This window comes from Arthrobacter sp. B0316-5-4, assembly GCF_059090325.1.
The window spans coordinates 480,293-497,975 of sequence record NZ_JBNHFN010000001.1; the positions used below are offsets into that span (position 1 = coordinate 480,293).

General features: G+C 64.1%; 13 protein-coding genes. 3 read left to right on the plus strand and 10 right to left on the minus strand.

Annotation, left to right across the window (positions count from 1 at the left end):
- Window positions 1–9 precede the first annotated feature (9 nt).
- The 4 genes from tsaB to AC5RU9_RS02215 all read right to left on the minus strand — a co-directional run bounded on the left by tsaB (window position 10) and on the right by AC5RU9_RS02215 (window position 3,677).
- Window positions 10–681 (minus strand): tRNA (adenosine(37)-N6)-threonylcarbamoyltransferase complex dimerization subunit type 1 TsaB, encoded by a 672-nt coding sequence (gene tsaB, locus AC5RU9_RS02200; RefSeq protein ID WP_494015169.1) that lies wholly within the window; start codon window positions 679–681, stop codon window positions 10–12.
- Window positions 681–1,265 carry a tRNA (adenosine(37)-N6)-threonylcarbamoyltransferase complex ATPase subunit type 1 TsaE gene (tsaE, locus tag AC5RU9_RS02205; RefSeq protein WP_494015170.1) on the minus strand — a complete coding sequence of 195 codons (585 nt, stop codon included), beginning with the start codon at window positions 1,263–1,265 and terminating at the stop codon, window positions 681–683. The genes tsaB and tsaE overlap by 1 nt, the downstream gene beginning before the upstream one ends.
- Window positions 1,262–2,512 carry an alanine racemase gene (gene alr / locus AC5RU9_RS02210; RefSeq protein ID WP_494015171.1) on the minus strand — a complete coding sequence of 417 codons (1,251 nt, stop codon included), beginning with the start codon at window positions 2,510–2,512 and terminating at the stop codon, window positions 1,262–1,264. The genes tsaE and alr overlap by 4 nt, the downstream gene beginning before the upstream one ends.
- A gap of 70 nt (window positions 2,513–2,582) precedes the next feature.
- A complete protein-coding gene (locus AC5RU9_RS02215) occupies window positions 2,583–3,677 on the minus strand; it encodes a carbohydrate kinase family protein (protein WP_494015172.1) in 1,095 nt (364 codons plus the stop codon).
- Window positions 3,678–3,723: 46 nt separating this feature from the next.
- On the opposite strand from AC5RU9_RS02215, the gene AC5RU9_RS02220 reads away from it, so the two are divergent.
- Complete coding sequence (locus AC5RU9_RS02220; protein WP_494015173.1) at window positions 3,724–5,103, plus strand: family 4 glycosyl hydrolase; 1,380 nt, start codon at window positions 3,724–3,726, stop codon at window positions 5,101–5,103.
- Window positions 5,104–5,107: 4 nt separating this feature from the next.
- On the opposite strand, the gene AC5RU9_RS02225 is transcribed toward AC5RU9_RS02220, so the two are convergent.
- Window positions 5,108–5,626: a GNAT family N-acetyltransferase gene (locus AC5RU9_RS02225; protein WP_494015463.1), complete on the minus strand. Its 519-nt coding sequence runs from the start codon at window positions 5,624–5,626 to the stop codon at window positions 5,108–5,110.
- A 111-nt stretch (window positions 5,627–5,737) separates the two neighbouring features.
- Here AC5RU9_RS02225 and mshA point away from each other — a divergent pair, with 111 nt between their 5' ends.
- Window positions 5,738–6,982: a D-inositol-3-phosphate glycosyltransferase gene (mshA, locus tag AC5RU9_RS02230; protein ID WP_494015174.1), complete on the plus strand. Its 1,245-nt coding sequence runs from the start codon at window positions 5,738–5,740 to the stop codon at window positions 6,980–6,982.
- 100 nt (window positions 6,983–7,082) lie between these two features.
- Entirely contained in the window at window positions 7,083–8,771 is a 1,689-nt protein-coding gene (locus AC5RU9_RS02235) for a formate--tetrahydrofolate ligase (protein ID WP_494015175.1), read from the plus strand.
- Between the two features lie 96 nt (window positions 8,772–8,867).
- Here AC5RU9_RS02235 and AC5RU9_RS02240 read toward each other — a convergent pair whose 3' ends face one another.
- The 5 genes from AC5RU9_RS02240 to glgX form a co-directional block, all read right to left on the minus strand.
- Complete coding sequence (locus tag AC5RU9_RS02240) at window positions 8,868–9,953, minus strand: inositol-3-phosphate synthase (protein ID WP_309992134.1); 1,086 nt, start codon at window positions 9,951–9,953, stop codon at window positions 8,868–8,870.
- A 167-nt stretch (window positions 9,954–10,120) separates the two neighbouring features.
- Window positions 10,121–11,158, minus strand: a complete 1,038-nt coding sequence (mgrA, locus tag AC5RU9_RS02245) for an L-glyceraldehyde 3-phosphate reductase (RefSeq protein WP_494015176.1) — start codon at window positions 11,156–11,158, stop codon at window positions 10,121–10,123.
- A 76-nt stretch (window positions 11,159–11,234) separates the two neighbouring features.
- Window positions 11,235–13,007 (minus strand): malto-oligosyltrehalose trehalohydrolase, encoded by a 1,773-nt coding sequence (gene treZ, locus AC5RU9_RS02250; RefSeq protein ID WP_494015464.1) that lies wholly within the window; start codon window positions 13,005–13,007, stop codon window positions 11,235–11,237.
- Between the two features lie 58 nt (window positions 13,008–13,065).
- The gene (treY, locus tag AC5RU9_RS02255) at window positions 13,066–15,378 is read right to left on the minus strand and encodes a malto-oligosyltrehalose synthase (protein WP_494015177.1); all 2,313 of its coding nucleotides are present in this window, start codon (window positions 15,376–15,378) and stop codon (window positions 13,066–13,068) included.
- Window positions 15,375–17,681, minus strand: coding sequence for a glycogen debranching protein GlgX (gene glgX, locus AC5RU9_RS02260; protein WP_494015178.1), 2,307 nt, complete (start codon window positions 17,679–17,681; stop codon window positions 15,375–15,377). Before glgX ends, treY begins: the two co-directional genes overlap by 4 nt.
- Window positions 17,682–17,683: the final 2 nt, after the last annotated feature.

The window sequence follows — 17,683 nt, forward strand, 5'->3', positions numbered from 1 at the left end:
CGGCCCCGGTCACAGTGCACGCTTCCGGGGGCCCGGAACCTGGGCGTCCGATTCCCGCAAGTAGAGGGGCGTTGAGTCGAGAAGGGCCTGTCCCGAGGCGAGCCGGGCCAGCGCGAACTGGCCCAGGGCTGCGGCATTGGGCTGGGTCCTGGCGAAGTCCTCGTCCGCCTTAAGGACGTCCGCGTACAGACCTGCGCCGGCGCCAAAGACGGGAAGGTCCGGCAGTTCCGCGGCGAAGCCCACGTGCGGGCCATCCACGAGTTCGGGAAGCCGACCATCGGCCACCGTATACCGGGCCCAGTAGACCTCTTTGCGCCGGGCATCGGTAGCAACCAGGAACTCGGAAACCGACGCCGTGGATTCCGCCACTTCCAGGGCAATCGCGTCCAGGCTCATCAGACCGTGCAGCGGCTTGTTCCACACAAAAGCGAGGGTGCGGGCCGTGGCAATACCGGAACGCAGCCCAGTGAACGGGCCAGGACCTACCCCGGTGACGATCGCATCAATGTCAGCGCCGGTGGCACCAGCCCCAGCCAGGAGCTTCTCAATGCCAGGGGCAAGGACCTCGGCATGGCTGCGGGTATCCTCGGTGGCGAAGGAATCCACCACGCCCTCCATGGCGTCATCCGAGATCAGGGCAGCGCTGGCAACAGCGGAGGTGTCAATGGCCAGGATCAGCATCAGTTGCCTCCTTCTTCGGCAGGGCGGGATTCTGCTTCGCCCAGCAGCTGGGGTGCTCCGGTCCAGCGGGGACCGAAGCCCCGGAACACAATGGTGCGGGGCTCGTCGTCGTCCTCGGTGTCAAAGTCCAGGACGCCGCCGGTAGCCGCGGTGTTGGCACCGCCCACCGACCTGTGCAAATCGACTTCCAGGCGGCTGTCGGAGAGATGCTCCACCCGGTCCCTGCCCCACTCCACCACCGTGACAGCGGAGTCCATGGTGTTCTCAAGATCGATGTCGTCCACTTCCGCGGCCGAGTCGAGCCTGTACGCATCCACGTGGACCAGGTCCGGACCGCCAGGCCGGGGTCCATCAGGAAGGTTCGGGTGGATCCGGACAAGGACAAAAGTGGGCGAGATGATTCCTGCGCGAACGCCCAGGCCTTCCCCGAGCCCTTGGGTAAACGTGGTTTTGCCCGCACCCAGTTCCCCGGTCAGGACCAGGAGGTCCCCCGCTTCAAGCACCCCACCCAGCGCCGCGGCGAGAGCGTGGGTCTGGTCCGCCGTCGTGACCTTGATTGTGCGTTCCCACTGGGGTTGGCTCACAGCGCCGCCGTCCCGGCGTCGACGGCACCAGCAGGCGCCGTTGGTTGGGTGGCGAGCTCGTTGACGTAGCTGCGCGGAACCCGGGAGCTGATGCGCGTGACAATCTCGTAGTTGTTGGTTCCTGCTGCTGCTGCCCAATCGTCCGCCGTCGGACCGCCATCGGCACCGTCCCCGAACATGACAGCTTCGGCGCCTTTGAGGGCGTTGGCGGCGTCGGCTGTCAGCGGGCCAAGGTCGATCACCATCTGGTCCATGGCGATCCTGCCTACCACCGGGTAGTTGACCCCGTTGACGCGCACAGGGCCGCCAGTAGCAATGCGCGGGACGCCGTCGGCGTAGCCCAACGGCACCAGGCCAAGCGTGCTTTCCCCGGTGGTGCGGTAGTTCAACCCGTAGGACACTCCCTGGCCTTCGGGGACTTTCTTGCAGTTGGACAGGAGTGTGCGGACCGTCATTGCCGGATGCAGGCCAAGTTCGGCCGACGTCGCGCCCTCAAACGGCGAGAGTCCGTACACGCCAAGACCCACCCGGACCAGGTCGAAATGCGAGTCGGGGCGGGACAGCGTGGCGGGCGTGTTGGCGATGTGGCGGACCTCGGTGTCCACCCCCGCGTCCTCGGCCATGGCGATCGCCTCACGGAAGACGGCGAGTTGCTGGTCAGTTTCGGGGCGGTGCGGTTCGTCGGCCACGGCGAGGTGGGAGAAGATACCGACCACGCGCAGGAGCCCCTGGTCCTGGTAGTCCATTGCCTGGCCCACCAACTGGTCCCAGTCCTCAATGGTGCAGCCGTTCCGGCCAAGTCCCGTGTCAACCTTCAGGTGAACCCGTGCCGGCCGTTCCTGTTCCCGGGCTGCAGCTACCACTGCGTCCAGTTCCCAGCCGGAAATTCCGACGTCGATGCCGGCCGCGACTGCCGCTTGGAAGTTGCTTTCCCGGGTGTGCAGCCAGGCCAGCAGCGGCGCGTCCACCCCGGCAGCGCGCAAGGCGAGCGCCTCCGAAATATGTGCAACACCGAGCCAGGCCGCTCCGGCGTCGAGGGCGGCCCGGGCCACTTGGACCGCACCGTGGCCGTAAGCGTCGGCCTTTACCACCGCCATCACGGAGGCGGGCGAGGCGATGGCGACGAACTGACGAACGTTGTGCCGCACCGCGTCGAGATCGATCACAGCCGAACGTTCCAGCACCGCCGACTTTGCTATGGAGGCCCTGGACCCGATCCCGATATCTGCTGCTGCTTCGTAAGTCACCCTAGAGATTCTAGTGGTGCCAGTGAATTCGGGTTAACTGCCGGTGGCTGCGGACGGTGTCCCCGCCGCGTTACTGGGCGTCGGACAAGTGTGCGATCGTAGCGCGTGCCCGGCGTTGCGCCTCTGCAGGGATGTCCTTGACGATCGGTTCCAGGAACGCGAAGCGACGGACCCACTGGCTGGACTGACGCTCCTTACGCGCGTTTGCCCGGTGCCACCAGTCGGCGATGTCACCCCATCCGGGCGCAGCCAGCGAACCTCCGACTTCCTGGACTGCCAACGAGGCACAGAGGTTCGCGAAACGCAGCCGGTCCCCCAGCGTCCACCCCGCAAGGCAACCCACAATGAAGGCCGCCCCAAAACAATCGCCAGCGCCCGTTGGGTCGGAGGCGGAGACCGGCAGGGACGGGACCCATTCCTCTTCCCCGGTTTCTGAATCCACTGCCACAGCCCCCTGGGGGCCAAGGGTTACCACCGCAACAGGCACCCGGTCGGCCAGCGAATACAGGGCAGCCCACGGATCGGCCTTGCCGGTGAACGCCATGGCTTCGGGTGCATTGGGCAGGAAAGCATGGAAGTTCCCGAGTTGCTCGAGCCGACGCTCGGACCATTCGCCGGTGGGGTCCCACCCCACGACGCCGAAGAGTTTGGTTCCCGCCTTCTTCGCGGCCATCATCCACGGCTCCAATTCCTCACCCAGGTCCGCGACGGCGGCGAGCGCCTTGGGTGGTTGACCAATCAGTTCGGAGGAGCTGATGGGGGCTGGGTGGCCGTGGGTGACCATGGACCTGTCCTGGTTCACGCACATGGATACCGTGACCGGGGAGTGCCAGCCGGGAATCGTTCGGGACAGGGACAGGTCCACGTGCTCCTGGCTCTCCAGGATCTGCCAGTTGTAGTCGCCATAGCCGTCGTCCCCGAAGGTTGCCGCAAGGTTGGTCCGCAGTCCCAGGCGGGCGGCAGCGATGGCTTGGTTGGCCACACCGCCCGGGCAGCTTCCCATGCCTTCGCTCCAGACTTCCGTCCCGGGTTCCGGTGGGTGGGACAAACCGGTGAAGATGATGTCCTGGAACACCGTGCCGGTGAGGAGGAGGTCGCATTGGTGATCGCCGTCAGACCTTACGGCGGCAAGGGGGTCGTATCGTCGCTGGGGCATAGCGTCCATGCACGGCACACTACGCTGCACCCTCCGGGCTGCATAGACTCGGACCATGCGGCTCATGATCGCCGGTGGCGGCGGATTCCGGGTTCCCCTTGTGTACCGGGCTTTGTGCGCGGGCCCTTTCGCTGGGCTGGTGGACACACTGGTGCTTTACGATGTCGACGCGTTGCGGGTCGCGGCCATTGAGGCAGTACTCCGCGATATGCCAACCGCGCCAGGTTCCCGGCCCGACGTCGAGGTTTCAACGGACCTTGCACAGGCGCTTGAGGGGACGGATGTGGTGTTCGCGGCGATGCGCCCCGGCGGAACGGCCGGTCGGATCGCCGACGAGCGCGTCGCCCTGGGCTTGGGTCTGCTGGGACAGGAGACCACTGGCGCGGGTGGGATTTCCTATGCGCTGCGCTCCATTCCCCGGATGCTTGAACTGGCAGATGCCATGCGCCGCCACTGCCCGGATGCGTGGCTGATCAACTTCACCAACCCCGCCGGAATGGTCACCGAAGCGCTGCGGCCGGTGCTGGGCGGGAGGGTGATCGGGATCTGCGATTCCGCTGGTGGCCTGGTGCAGCGGGCGGCCCGCGCTGCGGGGGCGCAGCTGGAGGACGGAAGGCTCGACGGCGTGGGCTACTACGGGCTGAACCACCTCGGCTGGCTGTATCGGCTGGCGCCGGGCGGGACTGACCTGTTGCCCGGCTTGCTCAACGACGAGCAGGCCCTTGGGTCCATGGAAGAAGGGCGCCTGTTCGGCCGCGATGTCCTGAAAAGGCTCGGCTGCCTTCCCAACGAGTACCTCTACTACTATTACCGAACCGCGCAAGCTACGGATGCCATCAGGTCGCAACAGGAGACCCGCGGGGCCTCCATCCACCAGCAGCAAAGCTCGCTGTACCCGGCGTTGGTGGAGTCCGACCACGCCTATGCGCTGTGGGACGCCGCGCGTCGGTCACGGGAGGAAGGCTACCTGGCCGAAGCCCGCACCCACGGGGAACAACGGGACGAGGAAGACCTGGCCGGTGGCGGCTACGAACGGGTGGCGTTGGCCCTCATGAAGGCACTCTTCGGGGGTGGGAAGACGCAGTTGATCCTGAACGTTCCCAACTCTCCGGTGTCTTCCGCCGCTGGCCCGGCCACAGCGGATGGTGCGGTACCCGGGCTCCCGGGGGACGCCGTCGTCGAGGTTCCCTGCGAGGTAACGCCCGACGGCGCCCTGCCGCTTGCGCAGGAACGGCCCGCCGCGCAGTTCCTCACCCTGATGAAACGCGTCAAGGAGGTGGAGCGGCTGACCATCCGTGCTGTCCGGGAGGGCGACCGTGAATCCGCGCTTCGGGCCTTCGCGGCCCATCCGCTGGTGGGTTCTCTATCGCTGGGCAAGAATCTGTTGGAACGGTACGAGCAGGCATTCCCGGAACTACGTGGTCTGTGGTCCTGAGGCCCTAGAGTTTACGGTACATCACGTGCAGTCCCACGAAGCCGATCTCCGGATGGTTGAAGGCCTCTGGCACGGTGGCCAGGATGGTGAACCCCATGGACTGCCAGAGCCAGACCGCTCTCATGTTGCTCTCCACCACCGCGTTGTACTGCATGGCGTAGAAGCCTGCTGCCTTTGCTTCCACCAACGAGTAGGCGCATAGAGCCCGGGCGATGCCCTTGCCGGAGTGCTTGGCCCCCACCATGTAGCCGGCGTTGGCCACATGGCTGCCGCCACCGCCCTGGTTCGCATGGAACTCGCCGGTGCCCAGCACCTCGCCGCTTCCCTTGTCTACGGCCACGAAAGTCTGGCCGGGGGCTTCCTTGACCCACTTGACCCTGGCTGTGTCTTCCGTGGTGTCGCGGTCCCAGGTGAAGGTTTCGCCTTCACGGATCACGGGTTCCAGCACGGACCAGATGCCGGGCCAGTCCGCTGTTGTTGCTTCTCGAATATCGAAAGTCTGTTCATCGGTCACAGCGGCCACGCTAGCAGCGTTGTCCACATAGCGGGGTTGCTTGGGCTTGGCCATGGCAGGCAGGAGTAGTGTTTTCTGCAGGGCAAACAGCATTTGCCCGGTCTTGTCAGGAGGAATGCCATGCCATTGATTCGTCGCGTGGCATTCCTGTCGTTGCACACCTCCCCCATGGAACAGCCCGGCGCCGGGGACGCCGGCGGAATGAACGTCTACGTGCGGGCCCTCGCCATGGCATTAGCTGAGACCGGCGTGGAGGTGGAAATCTTCACGCGCTCCACCAAAGCCAACCAGCCCGCCGTCGAGCATCCCGGGCCTGGTGTCTGCGTCCACAACGTCATGGCGGGACCGCGCCGGAAGATTCCCAAGGAAGAACTGCCCGAACTCCTCCACCAAATGGTCGGGGAAATCGACAGGATCCGGCACGAACAACTCCACGGCCGATACGACGCCATCCACTCGCACTACTGGGTTTCCGGGGTGGCAGGCCTCGAACTATCGGAGCTCTGGGGTGTCCCCCTGGTGCACACCATGCACACCATGGCCAAGGTCAAGAACCTCGTGCTCCAGTCCGGCGAGCGCCCCGAACCGCGTCGAAGGGAAGAAGGCGAACAAAGGATTGTCGACGGTGCTGCCCGCCTGGTGGCCAACACCCCCGCCGAGGCCGAAGAACTCGTCTCGCACTACGGGGCCGACCGCGACCGAATCGACGTCGCACCGCCCGGGGTGGACCTCAACGTCTTCACACCGTCCTTCCGTAAGAAATCCCGTGCCCTCAGGGGGGTGCGCCCGGACAGTTTCCACATCCTCTTCGCCGGCCGGATCCAGCGGCTCAAAGGTCCGCAGGTGTTCGTGAAAGCCGCCGGAATCCTGCGTCGGCGCCGGCCCGACATCGACCTCGAAATGACCATCCTGGGTTCCCTCAGCGGATCGAAGGACTTCAACCTCAAGCAGATCATCCACGACGCCGGCCTCGACGACGTCGTCACCCACAGGCCCCCAGTCGTAGCTCCCGAGTTGGCCAGCTGGTTCCGCTCCGCCGACGTTGTGGCCATGCCGTCCTTCAGCGAGTCCTTTGGGCTGGTCGCCTTGGAAGCACAGGCGTGCGGCACACCCGTCATTGCCACCAACGTCGGCGGCCTTTCCCGCGCCATCTCCGATGGGCGCACCGGTCTGCTGGTGGATGGGCACGACCCCTCGGACTGGGCAGACGCCCTGGAAGACCTCTACGACGACGTCCAGACCCGCGAAGGCATGGGACGGCTTGCGGCCACACATGCCGAGTCCTTCGGGTGGCAGCGGACGGCCGCGATCACCCTGGAGAGCTACAGGGAAGCTGTCAGCGGTTTGTTGGTCCCCAGGCGCTGAGTCCTCGCCAGTTTGACCCAACGGTGCTGGTAGATTGTCGCGCACAGCGCAAGTACGTCCGGCCCGCAGCACCCTGTAAGGCCACAGCCAAAGGACATCGATGTCTGAACAAAAGGTCTTGAGTGATCTTGAGATTGCCCACAACGCCACCATGCTGCCCATTGAGCAGATCGCCGAGCGTGCAGGAATCGCGGTGGACGCCCTGGAGCTGTATGGGCCCTACAAGGCCAAAATCAATCCAGCCAAGCTACGACTCCCCCAGGGCAAGAAACCAGGCAAGGTGGTCCTGGTATCGGCGATGTCACCCACCCCTGCGGGCGAAGGCAAATCAACCACCACCGTGGGGCTGGCCGATTCCCTCGCACGCGCAGGGAACAACGTGATGATCGCCTTGCGTGAGCCTTCCCTTGGTCCGATCCTGGGGATGAAGGGCGGAGCCACGGGAGGCGGCCTCTCCCAAGTCCTGCCCATGGACGACATCAACCTGCATTTCACCGGGGATTTCCACGCCGTGACGTCGGCCAACAACGCCCTCATGGCATTGGTGGACAACCACATCTTCCAAGGGAACGCCCTGGGCATCGACCCGCGCCGGATGACCTTCAAACGGGTGCTGGACATGAACGACCGCGCATTGAGGGAGGTGGTCATCGGGCTTGGCGGACCGGCGCAGGGGGTTCCCCGGCAAGATGGCTTCGACATCACCGTCGCCTCCGAAATCATGGCTGTGTTTTGCCTCTCCACGGATCTGGACGACCTGCGGAGCAGGCTCGGTCGGATCACTTTCGGCTACACCTTCGACCGGGCCCCGGTGACCGTCGCCGACCTCGGCGTTGAGGGAGCCCTCACCATGCTGCTCAAGGACGCGATCAAGCCGAACCTCGTCCAGACCATTGCAGGCACCCCCGCGCTGGTTCACGGCGGCCCGTTCGCCAACATAGCCCACGGCTGCAATTCGTTGATTGCAACCCGCACGGCCATGGAACTCGCCGACATCGTCGTCACCGAGGCGGGCTTCGGAGCAGACCTCGGGGCCGAAAAGTATATGGACATTAAGGCGCGCATCGCAGACGTGGCGCCCTCCGCCGTCGTAGTCGTTGCTACCATCCGCGCGCTGAAGATGCAGGGCGGTGTTCCCAAGGACCGGCTCGACGAGCCCAATGTCGAGGCCGTCGCGGCCGGTGTGGAGAACCTGAAGCGGCACGTCGGCAACGTGGCAAAGTTCGGCATCTCCCCCGTGGTCTCCATCAATAAATTCGCCACCGACACCCCGGAAGAACTGGAATGGCTTCTGGCCTGGTGCGCAGCCGAGGGCGTGGATGCGGCAGTCGCCGATGTCTGGGGGCGCGGTGGCGGAGGCGACGGCGGGGATGAGCTCGCCGCGAAGGTAGCCGCCGCACTGGACCGGCCCTCGGATTTCCACCACTTGTACCCGTTGGAGCTCTCCGTGGAAGAAAAGATCCAGACCATCGTCCAGGAAATCTACGGGGCAGACGGCGTGGACTTCTCCGTACCGGCGCTCAAACGCCTCGCCGAGATCGAGAAGAACGGCTGGTCGGGATTCCCCGTCTGCATGGCCAAGACGCAGTACTCCTTCACTGACGACGCCGCCAGGCTGGGCGCGCCCAAGGGCTTCAAAGTGCACGTACGTGATCTCATTCCCAAGACCGGGGCGGGGTTCATTGTTGCACTGACCGGCGCGGTGATGACCATGCCCGGCCTTCCCAAGGAACCGGCCGCCATGCGCATGGACGTCGACGCCGAGGGCAACCCCACCGGCCTCTTCTAGCCCGCCCCCAGAATCCACCTGCCAAACGACAAGCGCCCCCGCAACCAGGTGTGTTAAAACCAGGTTGCGGGGGCGCTTGTTGAAGGCGTTCGGGCTTTAGCGCTCGATGTCGCCGCGAATGAAGGCTTCCACCTTGTCGCGGGCGAGGTCGTCGTTGAACTGCTCCGGCGGGGACTTCATGAAGTAGCTGGAAGCGGAGAGCAGCGGGCCGCCGATGCCGCGGTCCAGGCCGATCTTGGCGGCGCGGATGGCGTCGATGATCACGCCGGCAGAGTTCGGGGAGTCCCATACTTCGAGCTTGTACTCGAGGGACACGGGGGCGTCACCGAAGTTGCGGCCCTCGAGGCGGACGAAGGCCCACTTGCGGTCATCGAGCCAGGCAACGTAGTCGGACGGTCCAATGTGGACGTCGTCGGCGTGCAGTTCAGCCTCGACGTTGGAGGTCACGGCCTGGGTCTTGGAGATCTTCTTGGACTCGAGGCGGTCGCGCTCAAGCATGTTCTTGAAGTCCATGTTGCCGCCGACGTTCAGCTGGTACGTGCGGTCCAGGGTGACGCCGCGGTCTTCGAACAGCTTGGCCATGACGCGGTGGGTGATGGTGGCGCCGATCTGGCTCTTGATGTCGTCACCAACAATCGGGACGCCGGCCTCGGTGAACTTGTCAGCCCACTCCTTGGTACCGGCGATGAACACGGGCAGGGCGTTGACGAATGCGACACCGGCATCGATGGCGCACTGCGCGTAGAACTTGGCGGCCTGTTCCGAGCCCACGGGCAGGTAGCACACCATGACGTCGACCTTGGCTTCGCGGAGCGCTGCGACGATGTCCACCGACTCTTCGGGGGCTTCGACGATGGTCTCGCGGTAGTACTTGCCCAAGCCGTCCAGGGTGTGGCCGCGCTGAACGGTGACACCGGTGGCGGGGACGTCGGCGATCTTGATGGTGTTGTTTTCGCTGGCGCCGATGGCGTCGGCCAGGTCCAGTCCAACCTTCTTGCTGTCGACATCGAAAGCAGCGACGAACTGGACGTCATTGACGTGGTACTGACCGAACTCAACGTGCATCAGACCCGGGATCGTGGCCTTCGGGTCAGCGTCGCGGTAGTACTGGACACCTTGGACCAGCGATGCAGCGCAGTTTCCTACACCAACAATGGCAACACGAATCGGATGTGAAGACACGGAACTCCTTTGAGAAATAACCTCAGGTGCCTAGCGGGTCCCTGAGTGTGTCCAGGGCGCGGCTAATTGGCACGGCGCCATTCGGCGCACACTTGCATTCTAACCAACACAGCAGGGACCGGTTTTGTTCCTTACCGGCCCCTGCTGTTTGTGTCAGTTCCTGCTGGCTACTTCTGCGCCCAAAGGTTGATGTCGGATTCCACCGCGAACTCATCGATCGCAGTCAGCTCATCCTGGGTGAACGCCAGGTTGTTGATGGCACTGAGCGTGTCCTCGAGCTGCGCAACACTGGAGGCCCCGACGAGGGCCGATGTTACGGGCGAGCCCTTGGGCTGGTCGCGCAGGATCCAGGCAATCGCCATTTGGGCCAGGGTTTGCCCACGTCCTTCGGCTATTGCCTTGAGCCCGCGCACACGGTCCAGTTTCTCTTCCGTCAGCGCCGATTCGGACAGGAACCTTTCCTTGGCGGCGCGGGAATCCGCTGGGACACCGTTGAGGTATCGGTCGGTCAGCATCCCCTGGGCAAGCGGCGAGAACGCGATGGAACCGGCCCCCACCTGGTCCAGAGCCTCGTAAAGGTTGGGCGAGCCGTTCTCTGTCCAGCGGTTGAGCATGGAGTAGCTGGGCTGGTGGATGAGCAGCGGCGTGCCGAGTTCCTTCAAAATCCGGGCCGCTTCGAGCGTCTGCTCCGGAGTGTAAGACGAGATGCCCGCGTACAGGGCCTTGCCGGAGCGGACTGCGTAGTCCAGTGCCCCCATGGTCTCTTCCAGCGGCGTCTCAGGATCGGGACGGTGGCTGTAGAAGATGTCGACGTAGTCCAGGCCCATCCGCTCCAGCGACTGGTCGAGGCTGGAGATCAGGTTCTTGCGGGAGCCCCACTCACCATAGGGGCCGGGCCACATGTAGTACCCGGCCTTGGTGGAGATAATGAGTTCGTCCCGGTATGGCTTGAAGTCGTCTTTCAGGTGGCGCCCGAAGTTCGTCTCGGCGGAACCGTCCGGTGGTCCGTAGTTGTTGGCGAGGTCGAAGTGGGTGACCCCAAGGTCGAACGCACGGCGCAGGATGGCGCGCTGTTCGTCGAACCGCTTGTCGTCGCCGAAGTTGTGCCAGAGGCCCAAGGAGATGGCGGGAAGCTTTAGTCCACTGCGTCCGACGCGGCGGTAGGGCATGGTCTCGTAGCGGTTCTCCGCAGCCGAATAAGTCATACGTTCTATCCTGCCACTGCACAATCCAAGGGTGACGGCGCGTCCGCTATGTGGGCGCCGTCACCCTCGAATCAGGTCAGTTGACGCGTACGACGACGGCGCTACCGCCGGGGAGCGTCAACGTTCCCTCGTCCAGGACTGCTTCGTGGTCGGTAGCCAGCAGCACGGAGCCGTCCAAAGGTGTCGCGAGTGCTTCCTCCCCGAAGTTGCACACAACCCGCACATCGCCACGGGACATCTGCAGCCAGAGTTCGTCGTCGTCGAACTCAACGGATGTCTCGCCAAAACCGCCATCCACCAGTTCCGGCGTGTTATGGCGCAGCTGTGCCAGATCCCTGTACAGCTGGAGCAGGCGGGCGTGGTCACCCTCTTCTGCTTCCTCCCATTTGAGCTTCGAGCGCTGGAACGTTGCGGGGTCCTGGGGGTCGGGAACCACCGCCGGGTCCCATCCCATGCGTTCAAACTCCTTGATCCGTCCCTCGGCGGTGGCTTTGCCCAGCTCAGGTTCCGGATGCGAGGTGAAGAACTGCCACGGCGTGGAGGCGCCATACTCCTCACCCATGAACAACATGGGAGTGAAGGGGGATGTCATGGTCAGCACCGCACCGATGGCCAGTTTTCCGAAGGACAGCGAGGCGGTGAGCCGGTCGCCGATTGCCCGGTTGCCGATTTGGTCGTGGTTCTGCAGGCATACCACCAGCGCTGACGGGTGTGCCAGGTCGTGCCGGATGGGCCGGCCGTGGTGCCGCCCGCGGAAGCTGGAGTAGCTGCCATCGTGCAGGAAACCATGTTCCAGGACCTTGGCCAGTACAGCGAGGGAATCGAAATCCGAGTAGTAGCCGGTGGTCTCGCCGCTGAGGTTGACGTGGACCGCGTGGTGGAAGTCGTCGCTCCACTGGCCTTCCAAGCCGTACCCATTGTCCTGCCCGGGGTAGATGAGGCGGGGGTTGTTCAGGTCCGACTCCGCGATGAGGGTTTTGGGAATGCCCGTCTCGGCCTCGATCCGGTCCGCCAAGGCCCCAAATTCCTCCAGGATGTGGACGGCCCGTTCGTCGCGCAGGGCATGAACGGCATCCAGGCGGAGCCCATCCACGTGGTAGTCGCGGAGCCACATTTCTGCGTTCTCCAGGATGTAGCGGCGAACATCGTCCGAGCCTGGGCCGTCCAGGTTCACGGAGTCACCCCAGGTGTTGCCCTCCCCCGACTTCAGGTACGGGCCATACTTGGGCAAATAGTTGCCACTGGGTCCGAGGTGGTTGTAGACAACGTCCTGGATAACGCCCAAGCCTGCCGCGTGGGCTGCATCGACGAACCGTTGGTAAGCCGCGGGTCCCCCGTACGGTTCATGGACGGCGTACCAGAGGACGCCGTCGTAACCCCAGTTGTGGACGCCGTTGAAGCCGTTGACCGGCAGCAACTCGATGAAATCGACGCCGAGGTCAACCAGGTAGTCCAGTTTCCCCACGGCAGCATCCAGCGTTCCTTCCGGAGTGAAGGTGCCCAGGTGCAGCTCGTAAATGACCGAGCCTTTCAGGGCGCGTCCCTTCCACCCGGCGTCCTGCCATTGGTGGGCACCGGGATCGAAGATCGCGGACAGGCCGTGGACGCCTTCGGGTTGCCTCCGGGAACGGGGGTCCGGGAAGGGCCCTTCCCCGTCCACGAGGTAACCGTAGGACACGCCGTCTGCTCCCTGTGCCACCGCGTCAGCCGGCGCGCGCCACCAACCGGAGGCGGCGCCGTCGTGCTGTTGTTCCATGTCGTACTCTTGACCGCCGGCGACCAGCCGCACCGAACCAGCGTTCGGCGCCCAGACGTCATAACGGTCTTTTCCAGCAGCGTGCTCCAGCATCATGCTCCCTTTAAGTGTTCAAGCGTGCATTGCAGTGACGACGTTGGTCGTTCCGGAATCAGGTGGCAGGTACCAGCAGGGCCACTGGATAGTGCTCCAGGAGACGGGCAACAGGGACGGCCCCGGCGCTGTAGGACGCACCCGTCAGTTGGTCGGTGCTGTCCACCGTGAGGTCGATGACAGTGTCCCGCCACCCGCCGTCCCGTTCGAGCCGCCTGGGCAGCCGGGTGGCTACCGTGAGGGCTCCCCGCTTTTCCGCTCCCCTGTCGAAGGCCACCACATGGCCTGCCGCCGAACCCCGCGCTGCCACCGGCAGGTAGCCTGCGAACAGCTCCGGCCGATCGCGGCGCAGCCTCAGGGCGCGGGACAGCACCAGCAGCTTGGCCGATTCATCCGTGAACTCCGGCTTGGCACCACCATCCAGCTCCGCGAGTGCCGCGATACGGGCTTGGAAGTCCACCGGCCGCCTGTTGTCCGGATCGGTCAGCGAACCATCCCTGAACTCCGTGCCCTGGTATACGTCCGGGACGCCGGGCATGGTCAGTTGGATCAGCTTCGCTGACAGCGAGTTCGACGTCCCGAAGGGTTCGAGCTCGGCCACGAAGTTGTTGAGTGCAGCCGCGACTTCGGGGACGTCAAAGGCGGCGTCGACGGCGGTAGCCAGGTGCCGTTCGAACTCGGCGTTGGGGTCGGTCCAGTTAGTCGAGTTTCCTGCTTCCCGCGCCGCTTTAAGGGCGTAGGACTGCAGGCGTCCACGATCGGCCGGCCAGGCCCCGACGATTGACTGCCATATCAACGCTGCGAGGGGGCCGTCCGGAATCGGAGCGAGTTGCTGAACCGTTCCCAGGAACAACTCCCATTCCGGAACAGCCTCCGAAATGACCGAAATCCGGGCGCGGGCGTCCTCGCTCCGTTTGGTGTCGTGCGTGCTCAGCGTGGTCATCGACAACGGCAGGAGCTGTTGACGACGTGCCATGCGCTCGTGGAAGACTCCGGCGGGGATCGAGAACTCGGTGGGGTCGGCTCCCACTTCCGTGAGCGTCCCCAGCCGCGTGTAGCGGAAGAACGCGGTGTCTTCCACGCCCTTGGCCATGACCATTCCGGAGGTCTGCTGGAAACGCCGGGCCAGCGGGCCGGATTCATCAAGGAGCAGTGGCTCCAAGCGACGGAGCACGGTGTCAAGGTCCGGGCGATGCCGGGCTGCTTCTTCTATGGACTGGCTCAGGACCTTGGCCCCGTAGGGCAGGTAAGTCCTGTAGATCGGGAAGCAGCAAATAATCTCAGCGAGGGCATCGGCGACTTTCCCGTGGGGTAGTTCCAGGGAATCAGGAACCAAACGCGCCAGCCGCAGTATCTCGGAGCGCAGGATCCCGTCGGCAATGCGTCGCTTCGTCCCACGGATCATGGCGTGGTAATCAGCGGGCGCGTCTGTTCCCCGGAGCCGGGCGTCGAGGGAGTTCAGGTACTCCTCGGCCGTAGGGTCTACGAACAGACGGTCCACATCAGCCAGTGCGTCATAGCCTGTGGTGCCTTCACAGTCGAAGGCCTCCGGAAGCTGTTCGCCCGGTTCAAGGATTTTTTCCACCAGCAGGTATGCCCCGCCGGTAGCCTCCCGAAGCCTGGCCAGATAGCCTTCCGGATCGGCCAGGCCATCGGGGTGGTCAATCCTCAGCCCGTCAACAAGGCCTTCACGGAACCAACGGACAACTTCTTCGTGCGCTTCGTCGAAAACCCAAGGGATTTCCACGCGCACTCCAGCCAAGGTGTTGACCGCGAAGAAGCGCCGGTAGTTCAGCTCGGCATCCGCACGCCGCCAGCCAACCAGCTCATAGTGCTGCCGGGCGTGCACATCCTTCGGGCTGTCCCCGTCGGCGTAAGTGCCTTCAGCCAACGGAAAGGCGTGGTCGTAATAGCGCAGTTCGCCGTCAACGACCTTGAGCTCGTCGAGGTCATCGTCGCTGCCCAGGACGGGAACACGGATCTTGCCGCCGCCAAAGTCCCAGTCGACGTCGAAGGCTTCGGCGTATTTGGAACCCCGCCCCTCTTTCAGGAGCTGCCACCACCACGAGTTCTGCTTCGGTGAGGCTACTCCCATGTGGTTTGGCACGATGTCCGCCAGGATGCCGAGGCCCTGTTCGCGGGCCGACCGGGCAAGGGCGTCGAGCCCTTCAGGTCCGCCGCGCGAGGGGTCCACGGTTGACGGATCGGTGACATCGTAGCCGTGATCGGAGCCTTGTTCGGCCGTCAGGATCGGTGACACATAGACCCAGTCGACTCCCAAGGAGCGCAGATAGCCGGTCAGCCCGGCAGCATCCTGGAGGGTGAAGCCCGGACGGATCTGCAGCCGATACGTCGAGATGGGAGTTTTCACGCCTGGTCCTCCTTTGAAGCCGGCTCAGCTGCAGCGTCGCCGTCCTGGCCGCTCTCCTGCGTGGAGGTCCCCTCCCCCTTGTAGTCGAAGGGCAGGGACGTTACTGCGGGAGAAGTGAGCGATGCCGTTTCCGGGGTGCTCGTCTGGGTCAGGGCAGCCAAGGATGCAGCCACGGAGTGGTCGGGTTCCACCTCGGGGGTGCTGTGTGCCCGGAGGACCACCAGTGACTTCCCGCCGACTTTGAGGATCTGCTCGGGCTTGATGACTCCGGCTTCGGCACCCTCCCCAGCGGTGTCGATCATGACGTCCCAAGCGGGCGCGTACTCGTCCGAGGGGATCTGGAAGTCCACCTCTTCCTGGTCAGCGTTGAAGTAGAGCAGGAAATTAACGTCCGTGATCCGACGACCCTGGTTGTCACGGCCATGGATGCCGTCACCGTTCAGGAAGACGCCCACGGAACGCCCAAACGCCTCGTCCCAGTCAGAGGGGCTCATGGTGGTGCCGTCAGCGTCCAGCCAAACGATGTCCGGGAGCCGTTCGCCTTCGCCTCGAAGGACAGGGCGTCCGTCGAAGAATCGGCTTCGGCGAAGGCTCGGGTGCTTCGCGCGGAGGGCGCTCACTGCCGCCGTGAATTCGATCAGGGGCTGGTCCACGTTGTCCCAGTTGATCCATGTGAGTTCGGAGTCCTGGCAGTACCCGTTGTTGTTGCCGTTTTGCGTACGTCCGAGCTCATCGCCATGGAGGAGCATCGGCACGCCCTGTGAGAGGAACAGGGACGCGATGAAGTTGCGCTGCTGGCGGGCCCGCAGCGCAAGCACTGTGGGATCGTCCGTGGGCCCTTCCTCGCCACAGTTCCAGGAACGGTTGTGTGATTCGCCGTCGTTGTTGTCTTCGCCGTTGGCCTCGTTGTGCTTCTCGTTGTAGGAAACAAGGTCAGCCAAGGTGAAACCGTCATGGGCGGTGACAAAGTTGATCGAGGCCACCGGCCGGCGGCCAGAGTGTTCGTAAAGGTCGGCCGAACCGGTCAGGCGGGACGCGAATTCACCCAGGGTGGAGGGCTCGCCACGCCAGAAGTCACGGACGGTGTCGCGGTACTGGCCGTTCCATTCGGTCCACTGCGGCGGGAAGTTTCCTACCTGGTAACCGCCCGGGCCAACATCCCACGGCTCGGCAATGAGCTTTACCTGGGAAACTACGGGGTCCTGCTGGATGAGTTCGAAGAACGTGGACAGCTTGTCCACGTCGTAGAACTCGCGGGCCAAGGTGGAGGCGAGGTCGAAGCGGAAACCATCAACATGCATTTCGGTGACCCAGTACCGCAGTGAGTCCATCAGCAGCTGCAGGGAGTGCGGGCTGCGGACGTTCAGCGAGTTGCCTGTGCCGGTGTAGTCCATGTAGTACTTCTGGTCATCTTCCACCAGGCGGTAGTACGCCGAGTTGTCGATGCCCTTGAATGACAGGGTGGGGCCCAGGTGGTTGCCTTCGGCGGTGTGGTTGTACACGACGTCCAGGATGACTTCGATGCCTGCGGTGTGCAGGGCCCGAACCATGGCTTTGAAGTCCTGGACCTGCTGGCCGGTGTCGCCCTTGGAGCTGTAGCTGTTGTGGGGCGCGAAGAAACCAATGGTGTTGTAGCCCCAGTAGTTGTTCAGTCCCTTGTCCTGCAGGATGCCGTCATTGACGAACTGGTGCACGGGCATGAGCTCGATGGCTGTGATGCCCAGCTTCTGCAGGTGGGAAATGACCGCCGGGTGCGCAACGCCGGCGTAGGTGCCGCGCTGTTCCTCGGGAACCTCGGGGTGCATCTGCGTCAGGCCCTTGACGTGGGCCTCGTAGATGACCGACTTGTGGTACGGAATCCGCAGCAGCTTGTCGCCATCCCAGTCAAAGAAGGGGTTGATGACGACGCCGAGCATCATGTGCGCCGCTGAGTCCTCGTCATTTCGGGACTCCGGGTCCCCCAGGTTGTAGGAGAACAGGGACGGGTCCCAGTCGATCTGGCGATGGATGGCCTTGGCGTAAGGATCCAGCAGCAGCTTGTTGGGGTTGAACCGTTGGCCGGCGTCGGGGTCGTAGGGCCCGTGTACGCGGTACCCGTACTTCTGCCCGGGCTGAACCTGGGGAAGGTAACAGTGCCATACATAACCATCAACCTCGGTGACATCTACGCGGACTTCCCCGCCGTCGTCGTCGAAGAGGCACAATTCCACTTTTTCGGCCTTCTCGCTAAACAGCGCGAAGTTGGTGCCGGTGCCGTCAAAGGTGGCACCCAGCGGATAAGCCGATCCGGGCCAGACTTCCATGC

Excerpts from the sequence above, each read along its gene's own strand:
- tsaB (WP_494015169.1), bottom strand. The coding sequence starts at position 681 with ATGCTGATCCTGGCCATTGACACCTCCGCTGTTGCCAGCGCTGCCCTG.
- AC5RU9_RS02215 (WP_494015172.1), bottom strand. The coding sequence starts at position 3,677 with ATGGACGCTATGCCCCAGCGACGATACGACCCCCTTGCCGCCGTAAGG.
- AC5RU9_RS02220 (WP_494015173.1), top strand. The coding sequence starts at position 3,724 with ATGCGGCTCATGATCGCCGGTGGCGGCGGATTCCGGGTTCCCCTTGTG.
- mshA (WP_494015174.1), top strand. The coding sequence starts at position 5,738 with ATGCCATTGATTCGTCGCGTGGCATTCCTGTCGTTGCACACCTCCCCC.
- AC5RU9_RS02235 (WP_494015175.1), top strand. The coding sequence starts at position 7,083 with ATGTCTGAACAAAAGGTCTTGAGTGATCTTGAGATTGCCCACAACGCC.
- mgrA (WP_494015176.1), bottom strand. The coding sequence starts at position 11,158 with ATGACTTATTCGGCTGCGGAGAACCGCTACGAGACCATGCCCTACCGC.
- treZ (WP_494015464.1), bottom strand. The coding sequence starts at position 13,007 with ATGCTGGAGCACGCTGCTGGAAAAGACCGTTATGACGTCTGGGCGCCG.
- glgX (WP_494015178.1), bottom strand. The coding sequence starts at position 17,681 with ATGGAAGTCTGGCCCGGATCGGCTTATCCGCTGGGTGCCACCTTTGAC.